This is a genomic window from Pseudomonas tehranensis, from assembly GCF_014268615.1.
In the GTDB taxonomy this organism is placed as follows: Bacteria; Pseudomonadota; Gammaproteobacteria; order Pseudomonadales; family Pseudomonadaceae; genus Aquipseudomonas; species Aquipseudomonas tehranensis.
The window spans coordinates 1-18,239 of record NZ_JABWQV010000088.1 but is presented as its reverse complement, the minus strand read 5'-3'; the positions used below and the strand labels follow the sequence as shown (position 1 = coordinate 18,239).

Here is an 18,239-nt window from a genome sequence, read left to right as displayed (position 1 = left end):
CCAGCGGGAGCAAGCTCCCTCGCCACGGGTGGCGTTTTATTTCAATGTGGTGAAACCATGAAAACCCTCGAACAAACCGTCCCAACCCCGTCGGACCTGCCGGTCTACTTGAAGCTCGCCATGGTCACCATGATCTGGGGCGGCACCTTCGTCGCCGGCAGGATCCTTTCCGATGCCCTAGCACCGCTGCTTGCCGCCAGCCTGCGGTTTCTGCTGGCCAGTCTCGCGCTGTTGCTGTTTCTCGGCCTGGCCGGGATTCCGCTGGCCAGGCCGAGCCTGAAACAAGGGCTGCAATTGGCGGCGCTGGGGTTCTTCGGGATCTTTTTCTACAACCTGTGTTTCTTCTACGGTTTGCAGTACATCAATGCGTCGCGGGCCTCGTTGATCGTGGCCTTGAATCCGGCGGTGATCGGGCTGGCGTCCTGGTGGCTGTTCAAGGAACGGCTGAGCCGGGCGAAAGTTGCAGGCATCGTGCTGTGTATCGGCGGGGCGGGGTTGGTGATCGTCAGTCGCGATCCCTCTTTGCTGCAGAGTGCAGGGCAGGGCTGGATGGGCGACCTGCTGATTTTCGGTTGTGTGCTGGGCTGGGGCATTTATTCCTTGTTTTCCAAAAACCTGAATGAAAGCCTCGGACCTTTGCAAACCGTGACCTGGTCGATTCTGCTGGGGACCTTGATGTTGTGGCTAGCTTGCGCGGTCGCAGGCGAAGTTCGCGTTGAAGCGTTGCGCGGGTTGGACGTCGGGCAATGGTTGAGCCTGCTGTACCTCGGTGTGCTGGGATCGGCGTTGGCCTATATCGCCTGGTATGACGGCATCCGTCGGATTGGCGCGACCCGTTCTGGCGTGTTCATCGCACTCAACCCGTTGACCGCAGTGTTGTTCGGTGCGCTGCTGTTGGACGAGCGGCTCACCGTCTTGATGGGGGCAGGGGCGGGGCTGATCCTGACCGGGATTTTCCTGTGCAACAAAGCCCTTGCACGCTCGCCGCAAAAGACGATTTGATACCGAAGGCGGACAAATATGGTTACGCTGTGTAGAATCGATTTACGCATACAAGAATAAACGTCTTCTGGCAGCAGAAGCCTCGCCCGCAAGAGCCTTGGGTCGACAATGAAGATATTCGGGTTTCAACTGATCTACGGCGATTTTCTCGCCCGCACCGTTCGCGGCATTTCCTGCGCGCCACCGCGTGCCCTCAGCATGGCCGGCAACTAACGCTCCGTTAATTGATAAGCATGATGAGGCGCCAACATGGCAGATCTATACGAAAACCCGATGGGCCTGATGGGCTTTGAATTCATCGAATTCGCATCCCCGACCCCCAACACCCTGGAGCCGATCTTCGAGATCATGGGCTTCACCAAAGTGGCCAGCCACCGCTCCAAGGACGTGCATCTGTATCGTCAGGGCGCGATCAACCTGATCCTCAACAACGAACCCCACAGCGTGGCCTCATACTTCGCCGCCGAACACGGCCCGTCGGTGTGCGGCATGGCTTTCCGCGTCAAGGATTCGCAACAGGCCTACAAACGTGCCTTGGAACTCGGCGCCCAGCCGATTCACATCGAAACCGGCCCGATGGAGCTGAACCTCCCGGCAATCAAAGGCATCGGCGGCGCGCCGCTGTACCTGATCGACCGTTTTGGCGAAGGCAGCTCCATCTATGACATCGACTTCGTGTTCCTCGAAGGCGTTGACCGTAACCCAGTGGGCGCGGGGCTGAAAATCATCGACCACCTGACCCACAACGTGTATCGCGGGCGCATGGCCTATTGGGCGGGTTTCTACGAGAAGCTGTTCAATTTCCGTGAGATTCGTTACTTCGACATCAAGGGCGAATACACCGGCCTGACCTCCAAGGCCATGACCGCCCCGGACGGCATGATCCGCATCCCGCTGAACGAGGAATCGTCCAAGGGCGCCGGGCAGATCGAAGAGTTTCTGATGCAGTTCAACGGTGAAGGCATCCAGCACGTGGCCTTCCTGACCGACGACCTGATCAAGACCTGGGACCAGCTCAAAAGCATCGGCATGCGCTTCATGACCGCGCCGCCGGACACCTACTACGAAATGCTCGAAGGTCGCCTGCCGAACCACGGCGAGCCGGTGGAGGAACTGCAAGCGCGGGGCATTTTGCTGGACGGCGCTTCGGAACAGGGCGACAAGCGTCTGCTGTTGCAGATTTTCTCGGAAACCCTGATGGGGCCGGTGTTCTTCGAATTCATCCAGCGCAAAGGCGACGATGGCTTCGGCGAAGGCAACTTCAAGGCGTTGTTCGAGTCCATCGAGCGTGACCAGGTGCGGCGTGGTGTGCTGGCTACCGAGTAATACCTGAGCGCAAAAAAAGCCCGCCTGGCAGTGATGCCCGGCGGGCTTTTTATTGCCGATGCAAAACCCCTTGTGGGAGTGGGCTTGCTCGCGAAAGCGCAGTATCAGTCAATATCAGTGGCGCCTGACACGACGCCTTCGCGAGCAAGCCCGCTCCCACAAGGGGGGCTGGATAAGCCTTAAGCTCGGCGGCGCTGGCGCATCAGGTGTTTGAACCCTTCGAATACCAGCACCGCCACGGCCATCCAGATGGGAATGTAGGTCAGCCACTCACTGGCCTGGATGCTTTCTCCCAGCAGCAGCGCAACGCCCAGCAGCAATACCGGCTCGACATAGCTCAACAGTCCGAACAGGCTGAATGGCAGCAACCGGCTGGCAACGATGTAGGCCACCAGTGCCGAAGCACTGATCACCCCGAGCAACGGGATCAGCAGCGACAGCCACGGGTACTGGTCGAAAACAGCGAAACCCTGCTCCCCGCTTTGCACGAACCAGAGCGCCAGCGGCAGCATCAGGGTCATGTCCAGCCACAACCCGCCCAGGTTGTCGGTCCCCAGGCGTTTGCGCAGAATGAAGTAGATCGGATAGCCCACCACCACCAGCAAGGTCGCCCAGGAAAAACCACCCACCTGGTAGAGCTCGTTGACCACGCCGAGGGTGGCGAAGAATACGGCGATTTTCTGCAGGTAGGACAGGCGCTCGCCATAGACGAGGCGCCCGGTCAGAACCATCGACAGCGGCAACAAAAAATACCCCAGCGACACGTCCAGGCTGTAGCCGTTGAGGGGCGCCCACATGAACAGCCACAACTGCGCCCCCATCAACGCCGAAGACGCCATGGCACCGATCAACAGCCGCGGCGCGGCGAGCAGACGCCGGCCGAGCGCCGTCACCAGGTTCCACTCCTTGGCCACCAGCATGAACACTGTCATGCAGGGCATCGTCAGCAGCATGCGCCAACCGAAGATCTCCACGCCGGTCAGTGGCGAGAGCAGGGAGGTGTAGTAATACATGACGGCGAACAGCACAGAGGCCGAGACCGATAGAGCGATGCCTTTGGACACGGTGATTCTCTTGAGGGCTATCAGCCACAACCGGATCTGTGGCTGGAAAATCTATCTATGGTGCATGGCCTGTGGGAGCAAGGCTTGCCCGCGATGAACGATAACGCGCTTCAGTTGTTAAACCGCAGCGCGGCCATCGCGGGCAAGCCATGCTCCCACAGGTAAATCCCCTCGCCACAAGGATATTTGGCTGGAGAAAACGTGATTATGACGTGCGCGCCACACGCCCCGGTACGAAATGCCCCACGTCATTGAACCCGGGTGTCGAGGCATGCCCCGGTGTCACCAGCGAATCGATGAAGGCTTCATCTTCGGCGGTGATCGTCACCGACTGCGCCTTGGTGTAGCCATCCCATTGTTCCTCGGTGCGCGGCCCGACGATGGCCGAGGTGACAGCGCGGTTGTTCAGCACCCAGGCAATGGCGAACTCGACCATGCCCACGCCGCGTTCCTGGGTGTATTGCTGGATCTGTTGAGCGATGCGCAGGGATTCGACCCGCCATTCGGTTTCCAGGATGCGTTTGTCCTGGCGACCGGCGCGACTGTTGGCGTCCGGTGCCACGTCCGGTGCGTACTTGCCACTGAGCACCCCGCGGGCGAGGGGGCTGAAAGGCACCACGCCGAGGCCGTAGTTCTGCGCGGCGGTGATCTGCTCGGTTTCGGCCTGGCGATTGACGATGTTGTACAGTGGTTGGCTGATCACCGGCCGGTCGATGCCCAGGCGGTCGGCGATCCGGATCACCTCGGCGATGCGCCAGCCACGGTAGTTCGACAGGCCCCAGTAGCGGATCTTGCCTTGGCGAATCAAATCACCGATGGCCGACACCGTGACCTCGAGCGGGGTATTGTGATCTTCGCGGTGCAGGTAATAGATGTCCAGGTAATCGGTGCCCAGGCGCGTCAGGCTCGCCTCAATGCCATTGAAAATGTGCTTGCGGCTCAGGCCGCTGCGGTTGGGCACGCCATCCGGCGGGCCGAAGCCGACCTTGGTGGCCAGCACCCATTCATGACGGTGACGGGCAATCGCCTCGCCGACGATCTCTTCGGAACGACCGTTGGTGTAGACGTCCGCAGTGTCGATGAAATTGATACCCTGGTCCCAGGCCTTGTCGATGATCCGCAGCGAATCCTCGGTGCTGGTTTGTTCGCCGAACATCATCGTGCCCAGGGTCAATGTCGAAACGTGCAACCCAGAATGGCCTAGCGTGCGGTAGCTCATGACAAGGTCCTTTTATCGATGGGAAAGGTCCAATCAAACCCCAGATAAGGCGTGCGGAGCAAACAGATTTATCAAACACCCCAAATCACCTGTGGGAGGGGGCTTGCTCCCACAGTTGATTTTTGGTGAGCGCAAAATCTATGTTCGCAGCAGATCCAATGTGGGAGCTTGCTCGCGATGAGCCATGAGCCTCAACACAGTCCCCACCCAACCGGAGAATAATATGAAAATAGTCATCGCCCCCGACTCGTTCAAGGACAGCCTGAGCGCCCAGGGCGTGGCGGATGCTGTCGCCCAAGGCTTGGCCCAGGTCTGGCCGGATGCACAGTTGATCAAGTGCCCGATGGCCGATGGCGGGGAGGGTACGGTGGAGTCGGTGCTGGCGGCCTGCAACGGGCAGTGGCGGCGCAGTTGGGTGAGAGGCCCGCTGGGGGCCAGCGTCGAAGCGCGTTGGGGCTGGTTGCCCGACAGCCGCACCGCGATTATTGAAATGGCTGAGGCCAGCGGCTTGCAGCTGGTACCTCCTGGGCAACGTGACGCCTGTTCCAGCAGCACCTACGGCACCGGCGAGCTGATTCGTGCCGCCCTGGACGAAGGCGCCGGACGGGTGATCCTGGCAATCGGCGGCAGTGCCACCAACGACGGCGGTGCAGGGGCGATGCAAGCCTTGGGCGTGGGGTTGCTGGATGAAAACGGGCAACCCCTTGCGCCCGGTGGTCTGGCCCTGGCGAAACTGGCGCGTATCGACTTGAGCGAGATGGACCCGCGCCTGGCCCGGGTCAGTTTCGAGATCGCGGCTGATGTCGATAACCCGTTGTGCGGTCCTCACGGCGCTTCAGCAATTTTTGGTCCGCAGAAAGGCGCATCCCCTGAGCAGGTACAGCAACTGGACCAGGCTTTGGGGCATTTCGCTGAACACTGTGCCCAGGCGTTGAACAAAGATGTTCGCGACGAATCGGGCAGTGGCGCCGCCGGGGGGCTGGGGTTCGCCGCCAAGGCGTTCCTGGGCGCGCAGTTTCGCACCGGCGTTGACGTCGTCGCCGGGTTGACCGGGCTGGCCGATGCAATCAACGGCGCTGACCTGGTGATCACCGGCGAAGGCCGTTTCGACGCCCAGACCCTGCGCGGCAAAACACCCTTTGGCGTGGCTCGCATCGCCCGCCAACACGGCGTACCGGTCGTGGTCATCGCCGGCACGCTGGGGCAGGATTATCAGGCGCTGTATGAGCATGGCATCGACGCCGCGTTTGCCCTGGTCAGCGGGCCGATGACCCTGCAAGAGGCCTGTGCCGATGCGCCACGCCTGTTGAGCGAACGGGCGCGGGACATCGCCCGGCTTTGGCGAGTGGCCGCCCGATAGACCTGTGGGAGCAAGGCTTGCCCGCGATACAAGCGCTGCGGTCCTCCAGGAATCGAGTCGCCAGCGTCGCGAGCAAGCTTTGCTCCCACGGAGTTGAATTTGAGATAGGGTTGAGGCTGGACTTCGCGCAAAACAGGAGTGGTACATGCGCTTTTCAGACTTGACCCGCCGCATCACCGGCGACGGCGCCACCGCGTGGCAGATCCACGACCGGGCGCTGGCTATGCGCGAGCAGGGCATGGATGTATTGCTGTTATCAGTGGGCGATCCGGATTTCGACACGCCACGCGCTATCGTCGATGCTGCGGTGACCAGCCTGCGGGCCGGAGAAACCCATTATTCAGATGTGCGTGGCTTGCACAGCTTGCGCGCCAGTATTGCCCGGCGTCATCGCGAGCGTTGCGGTCAGCCGGTGGGCGCCGACCAGGTTACCGTGTTGCCGGGGGCGCAATGCGGGGTGTACGCGGTCGCGCAATGCCTGCTCAACCCCGGTGATGAAGTGATCATCGCCGAACCGATGTATGTCACCTACGAAGCGGTGTTCGGTGCCTGCGGGGCGACAGTGGTGCCGGTGGCGGTGCGCCTGGAAAACGGGTTTCGGGTCGATCCGGCCGACGTCGCCCACCTGATCAGCCCGCGCACCCGGGCGATGTTGCTCAACAGCCCGAACAACCCGTCCGGCGCCAGCTTGCCGCTGGCCACCTGGCAAGCACTGGCGCAATTGTGCATCGAGCATGACCTATGGCTCATCAGCGACGAGGTCTACAGCGACTTGCTGTACGAAGGCGAACACATCAGCCCGGCCAGCCTACCGGGCATGGCCGAGCGCACCGCCACCATCAACAGCCTGTCCAAGTCCCACGCCATGACCGGTTGGCGCATCGGCTGGGTCATCGGCCCCGAATCCCTGGCTGAACACCTGGCGAACCTGTCGCTGTGCATGCTGTTCGGCTTGCCGGACTTCGTGCAGCGCGCCGCCCAGGTGGCGCTGGAGCAGGATTTGCCTGAGGTGGCGCAGATGCACGAGGAGTATCGCCAGCGTCGGGACCTGGTGTGCGCCATGCTCGATGACTGCCCAGGCCTCAAGCCGGTGCGGCCCGACGGTGGCATGTTCGTGATGGTCGATGTGCGCCAGACGGGCCTCGGTGCCCAGGCATTTGCCGAGCGCCTGCTGGACGGGTATGGCGTGTCGGTGCTGGCCGGTGAGGCATTCGGGCCGAGTGCAGCGGGACATATCCGCATCGGGTTGGTGGTCGATCAGTTGCAACTGGCCGATGCCTGTCAGCGGATTACTGCGTGCGCCGCGCATGTATTGGGGCGGCGTCATACCTGACAGCGACTCATCATTAAGCAGCAGGGCGCAGGCACTTCCATACAGTGCCTGGGCCTCTTCAACTTATTTAAATTCCGAAACTAAACCGATAAACGGTCGATTGACCTGTCAGTTCTGACAGTAGGCAAGGTCGACGATCGCGTATCTACTTTATTCAACGCAGTGGGTGTTTTTCCGGATCGAATAAGCAGGAGGGTGGCATGTCTACCTCTGGTGATGAGAGCAGCGGGCCAGACACTCTGGCAGCCCCTGGACCGCCAGTAGATGACGTGCCACCCAGTGGACAAGTGCCGGCCAGTATTTTGTTGAATGGAGGACAAACGCGCATTCCAAGATGGCCTATCTATGCGGACAGTCCCGGCAAAGTAGACCGATTGCTTGTTTATTGGCGACGCGGCACTACTACCGACACGGTCTACGATCAAAACAAGCAAGGCCCGATCATGGAAACCGAATTTGTCATCCCGTTACCCGCTTCTTTGTGGGCCGGAGATGGGGTGGCCTATCTGTCTTACAAAGTGATACCGATAGCGCCTCCCGGTAACGGATTTACAACTAATGATACGATTCTTTATATCGATCACAGTGTTGTTCCATTGCCCGAACTGCTGGGGGTGTCTTTTCTGTATACCACGCCTATGAATTATCTGAATTGCGGCACGTTGCCGCCAATTTGGGATGGGGTCTTTATAAGAATTCCGTATCAAGGATTCCGAGAAGGGGATGAATGTGTTCTCACCTGGCGTGCCTACACGTCCTTGACCCCGGCCCCTCAAAATTACATAGACGGCACCGAAGGAGTCTTTACTCATCAATTAAGCAGGGCGGAAGCGGAGGATCCGCAAGGGTTCATAATGCCGCCCATTCCTTTTGCCACGTATATCGAACCCTTGTTGTTTGGCTGTGGGAGTGCTCAGTACAAGATACGCAGAAGACCAGGAGGTTTTATTGGCGAATCCGAGTTGCGCTGGGTAAAAGTTGATCGGTATCTGCCCGGTACGGCTGAACCGTGCGGGCCGTGATCAACCGTAACTTATTGGATGGTCGGCTACTTTTAGCCAGCTAAGAAATGTTTGCAGTGGGCTTCCCATAAGCCGTTTGTTTATATGCAGTGATTTTGGATTTCGACTTTATCGTGGAGAATATCAAATGAACGCGAAACAGGAAGTAGCGAAAATCGACCGGGAGCGGGTGCGCAGTGTCCGCGCAGCAACAGGCCCCTTGGCAGGCCCTCCTCCAGAATTTCCTGACACCATCAGTGATACCGACAACCGTGTGTATGTTGATAAGCTTCTGCCTGGCACCAAACTGAAAGCTATGCTTCCGCGTTGGACAAACGAACACGAAGATGATGTCGTCACTGTTCACATCGCGCAACAGGCAGCCACCCCAGTCTGGAAAGAGGTGGATAGATTTCCTGCTGGTCTGATCGCTAATCGTCCTCCTAAATTTGAGGCGGGTATCGCGACCGAAGAGTTGACTGACTACAACCCCGCCGGAACACCCTCCGTTTGGTTGGTTCAGTACCGTGCGGCGCCTCCCCTCGGGAACCCCTGGAAATCAAATAACAAAGAGCTTGAAATCGATAGACGGGCCCATTACCAACCGACTCCCGGCGGAACCAAGAACCGGCCGCCGTTACCTGTTGCCAACCCGGCCATTCCCGCCACCGATATCATCAATGACGCCTACGTCAATAGCCTGCCTGGCGGTCTCATGGAGGTGACGGTGGGAGTTGACCACTGGGCGGTGGGTGATAAGTGCTATTTGTATCTGAGCAAGAGCTATGAGGAAGTTAATCCCGATGAGCCGCTTAATCCACCACCCTACGCATTGCCGCAAAGTAGCATCATTAATGTAAGCGGGACGATTTTACGCAGTTTGCCACCGGGAACAGCCTATTTTTTCTACCAGCATGTCGATGCGGTCGGGAATAAAAGTGCTTTGTCAGTCGCCCAAGGCGTGAGGATCGCCTTTGCACCGGCGCCCGTGCTCGAAGATCCGATTGTTCCTTTGGCGAGTAGCCAGACCGATCGTCTTATCGATTTGAAAGATTGTGCAGAGGTCGGTGGTGTTACCGTCGAGGTGGAAAGAGTTGACCATGTAGAGGATACCGATGAGATTAAACTTGAGTGGAATGGTGCGCTTGTAGATACCTTGGAGTTTGGTACCGCGACCAAGTTAGTGTTTCCCGTGCCGTTCGACACTATTTTCGATGATTATTATACAGGCGGCCCGACCACCGAGGGCGAAGTTCCCGTCAATGTGAAAGCCACTTTGCTGCGCGGACCCGATGAAGTAGACGACTCATCTGTCGATATTTTTTCGAATCTCTATGCACCTGGTCCTACTGATCCGACGGACCCGGGCCTACCCAATGATCAATTGACTGCGCCAAATGTTACAAGTACCACAGTGCCCAACATTATTGAGATTGAAGACCATAATGTGGAGCAGACCATCACGATTAACCTGTGGACGGATGTTGATAAGCCAGTGAAGCAGGGGCAGCAAATTGCAGCTGAGTACGCCGGTGTGAGACTTAGTGATCTCGCTTTTTTAAGGGATAACCAAACAGTCGCAACCATTCCCCTGCCTTGGAATGTCATTGAAACCGCCGGCCTCGGTGATAAACCCCTTCAGTATTTCGTGTCGGACATTGGCGGCGTCAATGAAAATCCGTCACTCATCCAAACAGTGACAAACAACGCATTGGTCGTTGACATGAAAGCTCCGTCAATAACCACGGAAAATCCGGGCCTGCTGCTGTGCGACGACCTTAAGGGACCCAATTGGAGCGCGGTGGTCAATATCGAGGGAGACCCTGTGCACCTGCAACTGGGTCGGGAAGTGACCCTGCATGCGCAAGGCTACAGGGACGCGGCCTACACCCAGCTAGCACCAGGCACCGATTTTACCTCAACTACACCGCACACGATTATCGGCACAGAGCCAGCGGACGGGTTTACCATGAACATTGAACCTTATGATCCTTTTATCCGTAATGTTCCTGAGCCTCCTCCTACTCCGATAGGGTCAGGCCCCTATGTGGGTTATTGGAAAATCTGGTACACGGTGGAGATCGCTGGAACAGATTATCCCTCTGACGAATTTGAAGTCGTGGTCAATCTTATCAATGCATATATTGAGTATTGCGAACAACAGGCGTGAGTAGAGGTCCAGCTTGATCTTTCCCTTCACAGCAGTGTCCTGTTGAGTCTTTGTGAAGGGATACGAATTATATTGCTTGTGCAACGGAGTTGTCTGAGTTGTTTTCAGAATAATCCTACATTGAATTTTGGGCTTTCTCAGTAGTCTGGCGCCTCTTCTCGAATGTGATCGGGTAAAGGTCAGCGAGCCAACCAGTTCCAAATATCGTTATTAGGGTAGTTCATATGCAATCAGCTCAGTTTTCTCTATCGAAAGTTCATTGCGGCAGATGGCAATATCCATCGGTCCTGGCACTTGCTTTTGTCATCCCTTATGCACAAGCGCGTGACCTGAACCCGGGGGAGACGGAAACCATCTCGCCTTCGCCAACCGTTGAGAGCTGGCTGATCGCACCGGATGCGACGCTTAACGTCAATGGCGCCGAAACGCTGGACATCGACGTCCAGGCCGGCGTCTTGAATGTCAACACCGGTACGACCCAGCAGATCAGTGCATCGAACGGGGCGGCCGTGAACCTGACCGGTGCCACGGTGACCGGGGCCAGCGGGGACGTTACGGTTTCGCTGGTCAACAGTGACGCCGACATCACTGGCAGCACGATATCCGGGCTCGATTACGGGCTTCAAGCGGTGCGCGATACCGACACCTCGACCGGCTCCAACGTTACCCTGCAGGACAGCACTGTCAGCGGCGTCTTGGGGGGCGCCGTGGCCACCTCCTATAGCACCCTGAACTTGAATAACAGCACCATTGAAGGCACCGGCAGTTCCAGCTTCGGTTTACGGATCGCAGGAGGGCAGGCGACGCTCAATAATCAATCCAGAATCATCGGCGGGCTTAATGGTGTGACGTTTGAGTTAGACCGTACCGACGAACAGATCAGCAAACTGGTGCTGAACAACTCAAGCGTCGAAGGCAAGACGGGTTCGGCGATTCTGGCGAATGTGGGCGCCATCCCTTTGGGAGCGTTCGTGGTTGAGGTATCGAACGGTTCGACGCTCATCGGTGGCAATGGCACGATCCTGGAAGTGACGGATGGAACGAATGTCGACTTCAGCGTCGACAATAGCGTGTTGCAGGGCAATGTGGTGGTCGAGGCCGGCAGCAATGTGACCACTGCACTCAACAACCGGGCCGCACTGACCGGCGATCTGCACAACGTTGCCCAATTCAGTCTGAATAACGAGAGTGCGTTTACCGGTACCATCAAAGGCGATGACGGGCATACCACTCAGGTGGTGATGGACAATAACTCGGTATTCACCGGAGGCGTGGAGGGCACTGCCGATCTTGCGATCAGGAACCAGTCAACCTGGACCCTGACCGGCGACAATACCGTGAACAATCTGTCGCTGGACGGTGGCAGGGTGGATTTTGCGCCGGGGTCAACGTTCTACACGCTGAATGTGCGCGAACTCTCGGGCACGGGTTCTTTCAACCTGTACACCGACTTTGCCACCGGCGAAACGGATTTTCTCAATGCCCAAAGCGCATCGGGTGAGCATGTCGTGTCAGTCAGTGCCACGGGGAACCGGTCGAGCGGTGACTTGATTCACATTGCTGAATTCGGCGCGGGTGATGCCCAACTGGCACTGAACACTGGCGTTGTCGATGTGGGCGCCCTGACTTACAAGCTGGTCCAGGAAGGCAACGGCTGGTATCTGCGTCCTGACGACGGGCCGAGCACCAGCACCCGTTCGGTGATGGCGATCGCCAATACCGCGCCGACCATTATTTATGCCGAAAGCACGCTGCTGAATTCGCGTATGGGTGATCGACGCCTGACGGGGGCCAAGCCTGGCCTGTGGACGCGTACCTACAATAATCGCTACAGCGTGCAGAATGCCTACGCCGGTGGTTACAGCCAGACCCAGCAGGGGCTGGTGATCGGCGCCGACGCAGCGCTGGGCGACAGCGATTGGCTGGTCGGCGGCATGGTCGGGTACAGTCGCTCGAACCTGGATCTCAAGCACGGCAGTTCGGGTTCGGTGGACAGCTATTCCGTGGGGGCCTATTTGACGAAATTCGATCCTCAATCGGGCTTCTATGTCGACGCGGTCACCAAGATCAATCGATTCGACAACCGCCTGGACGTCAGCATGAGCGATGGCGTGAAAACCAAGGGGTCTTATGACACCTACGGTTTGAGCGGTTCGCTGGAGGTGGGCCTGCAAGACCAATTGGGCAGCGGGTTCTTCTGGGGGCCGTTTGCCCAGGTCGCAGCCGCGGTGGTCTCTGGAGAACATTACAAGCTCGATAACGGCCTTGAAGTCGACAGCGAACTGACCCGGTCGCTGGTCGTCAAGGGCGGTGCTTACCTGGGCAGCGAGATCGACTTGGGTAATGGTCATAAGTTGCAGCCGCGAGTGCGCGTTGCCATCGGCCAGGAGCTGATCAAACGCAACGAAGTGGGCGTCAACGACAGCTCGTTCAACAACGACAGCTCCGCCACCAGTCTGGAACTGGCGGGTGGAGTCAATTGGGCACTGCCCCACGGTCTGCAGGTTTTCGCCGAGGCCGGCTCAAGCCAAAGCAAGACCGTCAAGCAGGATTACAACGTCAGCGCGGGTCTTAGTTTCAACTTCTGACAATGCGCCGCTACGCGCTTAGTCGTTAAAAAAGCTCCGGATCGAAAGACTCCGGAGCTTTTTTTGCGGCGCTTGTTGGCTCAAGTGCGTCGGGACCCTGGTTCTGCAACCAGGTTGAAACTCATCATCAGCTCATGGGCTTTCGGACTTTCCAACCCGTCTTCTACACGGGCATCGATGGTGCCACTGATGGAAAGGGTTTGCGGATCAAAATTCAGGGCCGTCAAAGGTTCAAGTGTCGAATACTCTGAAGGCGGGTTCTCTGCGGTATCGCCGTAGGAGATCCTCACGTTCTTGGCGCGTTGTGGGGTGCTATCGACGGGGTCTTCGAGGAAAATGATCCTGATGGTCTTGATGTGGTTGTCGACTGGGTCTCGAAGCGTCGCCGTTATGGTCAGGTAGTCACCGAACTGGGGGTAGCTCACCCGGGAAAAAGACGCTCTGAAAGGCACCGGAGGACGTTGATCAATGGATGCTGCGAATTCGTTGCTGAAGAGGGATTGTCGAACCTTATTGACTGACAGTTTTTGTGCTGCGCTCATGGCCATGGTCTCCATTGGAATATCGCAAGGCTGTACCGACAGTGCAGAGCATTATCTGACTATGGGTCCTGCCATCTGAGCGCGATACCGGCTCGCTGTAAACTGTCAGCTTTGACAGTTTACAGCGGCGTTGTGTTATGGATGAGCTGCGTTTCTGACGTGAGCTGCATTGCGCGCTCACATTGGGCCTGTGTTGTCAGAGGGCTTTATGCCGCTTGCGCACCAGCCTCATCACCCCGACAAAAAACACCGGCACAAACACCACCGCCAACGTCGCGCTGATCATCCCGCCAATCACCCCGGTCCCAATGGCCTGCTGGCTTGCCGAACTGGCGCCGGTGGCGATGGCCAACGGCACCACGCCGAGAATGAACGCCAGGGAGGTCATGATGATCGGCCGCAGGCGCAGACGCGCGGCCTGGAGGGTGGCGTCGATCAGGTCGTGGCCCTCGTCGTACAGATGTTTGGCAAACTCAATGATCAGGATCGCATTCTTGGCCGACAGGCCGATGATGGTCACCAGGCCGACCTTGAAGAACACATCGTTGGGCATGCCACGCAACGATACCGCCAACACCGCGCCGAGCACCCCCAGCGGCACTACTAGCAGCACCGACGTGGGGATCGACCAGCTCTCGTAGAGCGCCGCCAGGCACAGGAACACCACCAGCAACGACAGACCCAGCAATAGCGGCACCTGGCTGCCGGACAAGCGCTCCTGCAACGACAGCCCGGTCCATTCCTGGCCCAGGCCGGCAGGGCCTTGGGCTACCAGCCGTTCGATTTCCGCCATGGCTTCGCCGGTGCTGTGGCCGGGGGCCGGTTCACCGGAGATGCTGATGGCCGGGTAGCCGTTGTAGCGGGTCAATTGCGTCGGGCCCTGAGTCCACCGAGCCTGGACGAAGGCTGACAGCGGCACCATTTTTCCAGTGTCGTTGCGCACATGGATCTTCAGCAGGTCGACCACCTGGCTGCGTTGATCGCCCTCGGCCTGAACCACCACCCGCTGCATCCGCCCCTGGTTGGGGAAGTCGTTGATGTAGGCCGAGCCTACCGCGGTGGCGAGCACGTTGCCCACGTCGGCGAAAGACACTCCCAAGGCATTGGCCTGTTTGCGGTCGACCTCCAGTTGCACCTGCGGCGCTTCGGCCAGGGCGCTTTCGCGCACGTTCATCAGCACCGGGCTCTTCTCGGCGGCGGCGAGCAAAGCCGTGCGAGCCTGCATCAGCGTGGCATGGCCGAGGCCGCCGCGGTCTTGCAGGCGGAACTCGAAACCGCTGGACGTCCCGAGGCCATCCACCGGTGGCGGGAGTACGGCGAAGGCCTCGGCATCCTTGATCTGGCCGAAGGCCTGGTTGGCACGCTCGGCAATGGCACTGGCCGAATCGTCGCGGCCACGCTGCGACCAATCCTTGAGGGTGGTGAACGCCAGCGCGGCGTTCTGCCCGCTGCCGGAGAAACTGAAACCGAGGATTACGGTGCTGTCGCCCACCCCCGGCTCGCCGGCGTTGTGCGCCTCGATCTGCTCGACCACCTGCACCGTGCGGTTCTTGCTCGCGCCGGGCGGCAGCTGGATATCGGTGATGGTATAGCCCTGGTCTTCCACCGGCAGGAACGAGGAGGGCAGGCGACTGAACAATAGCCCCATGCCTACCAGCAGCACACCGTAGATCAACATATATCGCCCGGTGCGCTTGAGTGCATAGGCCACCCAGCCTTGATAGCGGTCGCCGAATCGCTCGAAGCCACGGTTGAACCAGCCGAAGAAACCGCTTTTGGCGTGGTGATCACCTTTGGCGACCGGTTTGAGCAAGGTCGCGCAAAGTGCCGGGGTCAAGGTCAGGGCGAGAAAGGCCGAGAACAGGATCGACGTCGCCATCGATAGCGAGAACTGTTGGTAAATCACCCCCACCGAGCCCTGCATGAACGCCATCGGAATGAACACCGCCACCAACACCAGGGTGATGCCGATGATGGCCCCGGTGATCTGCTGCATCGCCTTGCGCGTCGCTTCCTTGGGCGACAACCCTTCGCTGGCCATGATTCGCTCGACGTTTTCCACCACCACGATGGCATCGTCCACCAGGATGCCGATGGCTAGCACCATGCCGAACATGGTCAGCACGTTGATGGAAAAGCCCAGCGCAAACATCGTCGCGAAGGTGCCCATCAGTGCCACCGGGACCACCAGTGTGGGAATCAAGGTGTAGCGCACGTTCTGTAAGAACAGGAACATTACGGCGAACACCAGCAGCATCGCCTCGCCGAGGGTGTAGATCACTTTGGTGATGGAGACTTTGACGAAGGGCGACGTGTCATACGGGATCTCGTAATCCACGCCGACCGGGAAGTATCGCGCCAGTTCGTCCATCTTCTGGCGCACCCGGTTTGCCGTGCTCACGGCATTGGCTCCCGGTGACAATTGCACGCTGACGGCGGTGGACGGCTTGCCGTTCAAGCGGGTGGAGAATTGATATTCCTGACTGCCGACCTCTACCCGCGCCACGTCGCCGATTCGCACGGTAGATCCGTTAGGGTTGGCCTTGAGTACGATGTCGGCGAATTCTTCAGGCGTCGACAATTGGCCCTTGACCAGGACGGTGGCGGTGATTTCCTGGGTCGTACGGGTTGGCAAGTCACCGATGCTGCCCGCCGAGACCTGGGCGTTCTGCGCCACGATGGCGGCATTGACGTCGGCTGGGGTCAGGTTGAAGCTCAGTAGCTTCTGCGGGTCGATCCAGATTCGCATCGCCCGTTCGGCGCCATACAACTGGGCCTTGCCGACACCGTCCAAACGCTTGATCTCGTTCATCACGTTACGCGCCAGGTAGTCGCTGAGGGCCACGTCGTCGAGTTTGCCGTCACTGGAGGTGAGGGTGATCAGCAGCAGGAAGCCGGACGAGACCTTGTCCACCTGCAGGCCTTGTTGGGTGACCGTCTGAGGAAGACGCGACTCGACGGCCTTGAGACGGTTTTGGACGTCCACCTGGGCCAGTTCGGGGTTGGTCCCGGGCTGGAACGTGGCGGTGATGGTGGCGCTGCCGAGGCTACTCTGGGATTCGAAGTACAGCAGGTTATCGGTGCCGTTGAGTTCTTCCTCGATCAGGCTGACCACGCTTTGATCCACAGCTTGCGCCGAAGCGCCCGGGTATACCGCGTAGATCTCGATCTGCGGTGGTGCGACATCGGGGTATTGCGCCACCGGCAGTTGGGGTATGGCCAGCGCGCCGGCCAACAGGATGAACAACGCGACCACCCAGGCGAACACCGGGCGGTCGATAAAGAACTGAGGCATGAGCGATGTCCTGCTTACTGGCGCTGGGCAAGTGGAGAGTCTTCGATCCGGACTTTTTCGCCGGGACGCGCATGTTGCAGGCCTTGCACCACGATGCGATCACCGGGTTTCAGGCCATGGGTGACGATCCAGCGGTCGTTTTGCACGGCGCCCAGTTCCACCGGTTGCAGGCTGACCTGTTGCTGCGCATCGAGCAGCAGTACCTGGGCAACGCCGGCGCTGTCGCGCTGGATGGCCCGTTGCGGCACGCTGATGCCTTGGCGGTCGACGGCTTGCTCCAGGCGCACGCGCACGAAGCTGCCGGGCAGCAGGTCAAGGTCAGGGTTGGGAAACTCGCTGCGCAGGGTGATCTGGCCGGTGCCCGGGTCGACGCTGATGTCGGTAAACAGCAACTTGCCCGGCAACGGGTAGAGGCTGCCGTCATCCTGGATCAGCGTGGCCTTGGCCTGATCCTGGCCGACCTGCTGCAACTGGCCGGAGCGCAATGCCCGGCGCAGTTCGTTGAGTTCGCGGGTCGACTGGGTGAGGTCGGCGTGGATCGGGTTCAATTGTTGGATGAGGGCCAACGGCGTGGTTTCGTTCTGTCCCACCAGCGCACCCTCGGTCACCAGCGCCCGGCCGATGCGTCCGGCAATTGGCGCGGTGACTGTGGCGTAGCCCAGGTTCAGTTTGGCTCGTTCCACGGCAGCCCTGTTCGCGGCGACATCGGCGGCGGTCTGGCGGCCGGCGGCGCGGGCATTGTCGTAGTCCTGGCCGCTGACAGCGTTATCTTCGATCAACTGCGAATAACGCTGCGCTTGCAGGCGGGCCTGGAACGCGTTGGCCTCGGCTTTGCGCAACGCCGCTTCGGCGCTGTCCAGGTCGGCCTTGAACGGCGCCGGGTCGATGCGAAACAGCACATCGCCCTTCTTCACATCGCTGCCTTCGCGAAAGACCCGTTCCAACACCACGCCGGGGACGCGCGCGCGCACTTCGGCGATTCGCGGCGCGGCAATGCGGCCGCTCAGTTCGCTGCTGATAGAGAGTGGGCGGGCTTCGAGGGTTTCGATCGCCACAGTGGCCAGCGGCGCCGCGTCTTCAGGGCTCGAGGCGCTATCGCAGGCGCTCAGCAGCAACGCGCCGAGCAGCAGGCCCAGGGTGGCAATAGAGTTCTTTGGCATGGTGCTTCCCCGATAATGAACGTTGCATGCTACGGGGGGTGAAAGGGTGGATCGGTAAAGCTTTGTAGGGGCTGTGTGAAATTGTGTAAGGGGTTTGCTCGGGAGGGGGCGAGGGCGTATATCCTTGGCAGCTTAAGATTTTCTGCGTTTGTCATACCGCTATCGCGAGCAGGCTCGCT

General features: G+C 59.2%; 12 protein-coding genes. 7 read left to right on the top strand and 5 right to left on the bottom strand.

Going from position 1 to position 18,239, the window contains the following annotated elements; translation table 11 throughout:
* The first annotated feature begins 57 nt into the window (after positions 1–57).
* Entirely contained in the window at positions 58–1,002 is a 945-nt protein-coding gene (locus HU811_RS14710; RefSeq protein WP_186656648.1) for a DMT family transporter, read from the top strand.
* A 249-nt stretch (positions 1,003–1,251) separates the two neighbouring features.
* Positions 1,252–2,328 carry a 4-hydroxyphenylpyruvate dioxygenase gene (gene hppD, locus HU811_RS14705; RefSeq protein WP_186656646.1) on the top strand — a complete coding sequence of 359 codons (1,077 nt, stop codon included), beginning with the start codon at positions 1,252–1,254 and terminating at the stop codon, positions 2,326–2,328.
* Positions 2,329–2,507: 179 nt separating this feature from the next.
* Here hppD and rarD read toward each other — a convergent pair whose 3' ends face one another.
* Together rarD and HU811_RS14695 are read right to left on the bottom strand one after the other, a co-directional pair.
* Positions 2,508–3,392, bottom strand: a complete 885-nt coding sequence (gene rarD, locus HU811_RS14700; RefSeq protein ID WP_092455299.1) for an EamA family transporter RarD — start codon at positions 3,390–3,392, stop codon at positions 2,508–2,510.
* Between the two features lie 205 nt (positions 3,393–3,597).
* Positions 3,598–4,611, bottom strand: coding sequence for an aldo/keto reductase (locus HU811_RS14695; RefSeq protein WP_186656644.1), 1,014 nt, complete (start codon positions 4,609–4,611; stop codon positions 3,598–3,600).
* Positions 4,612–4,834: 223 nt separating this feature from the next.
* Here HU811_RS14695 and HU811_RS14690 point away from each other — a divergent pair, with 223 nt between their 5' ends.
* The 5 genes from HU811_RS14690 to HU811_RS14670 all read left to right on the top strand — a co-directional run bounded on the left by HU811_RS14690 (position 4,835) and on the right by HU811_RS14670 (position 13,063).
* Positions 4,835–5,971: a glycerate kinase gene (locus HU811_RS14690; RefSeq protein WP_186656642.1), complete on the top strand. Its 1,137-nt coding sequence runs from the start codon at positions 4,835–4,837 to the stop codon at positions 5,969–5,971.
* 145 nt (positions 5,972–6,116) lie between these two features.
* On the top strand, positions 6,117–7,304 hold the full coding sequence (locus tag HU811_RS14685; RefSeq protein WP_186656640.1) for a pyridoxal phosphate-dependent aminotransferase: 1,188 nt from the start codon (positions 6,117–6,119) through the stop codon (positions 7,302–7,304).
* Positions 7,305–7,504: 200 nt separating this feature from the next.
* Positions 7,505–8,326, top strand: a complete 822-nt coding sequence (locus HU811_RS14680; RefSeq protein WP_186656638.1) for a hypothetical protein — start codon at positions 7,505–7,507, stop codon at positions 8,324–8,326.
* A gap of 127 nt (positions 8,327–8,453) precedes the next feature.
* Complete coding sequence (locus HU811_RS14675) at positions 8,454–10,475, top strand: hypothetical protein (protein WP_186656637.1); 2,022 nt, start codon at positions 8,454–8,456, stop codon at positions 10,473–10,475.
* A gap of 224 nt (positions 10,476–10,699) precedes the next feature.
* Entirely contained in the window at positions 10,700–13,063 is a 2,364-nt protein-coding gene (locus HU811_RS14670; protein ID WP_186656636.1) for an autotransporter outer membrane beta-barrel domain-containing protein, read from the top strand.
* A gap of 80 nt (positions 13,064–13,143) precedes the next feature.
* Here the strand turns inward: HU811_RS14670 and HU811_RS14665 are convergent, their stop codons facing one another.
* From HU811_RS14665 to HU811_RS14655, 3 genes are all read right to left on the bottom strand, one after another.
* Positions 13,144–13,605, bottom strand: a complete 462-nt coding sequence (locus tag HU811_RS14665; RefSeq protein WP_186656635.1) for a hypothetical protein — start codon at positions 13,603–13,605, stop codon at positions 13,144–13,146.
* 196 nt (positions 13,606–13,801) lie between these two features.
* The gene (locus HU811_RS14660) at positions 13,802–16,900 is read right to left on the bottom strand and encodes a multidrug efflux RND transporter permease subunit (RefSeq protein WP_186656634.1); all 3,099 of its coding nucleotides are present in this window, start codon (positions 16,898–16,900) and stop codon (positions 13,802–13,804) included.
* 14 nt (positions 16,901–16,914) lie between these two features.
* The gene (locus HU811_RS14655; RefSeq protein WP_186656631.1) at positions 16,915–18,060 is read right to left on the bottom strand and encodes an efflux RND transporter periplasmic adaptor subunit; all 1,146 of its coding nucleotides are present in this window, start codon (positions 18,058–18,060) and stop codon (positions 16,915–16,917) included.
* Positions 18,061–18,239 lie beyond the last annotated feature (179 nt).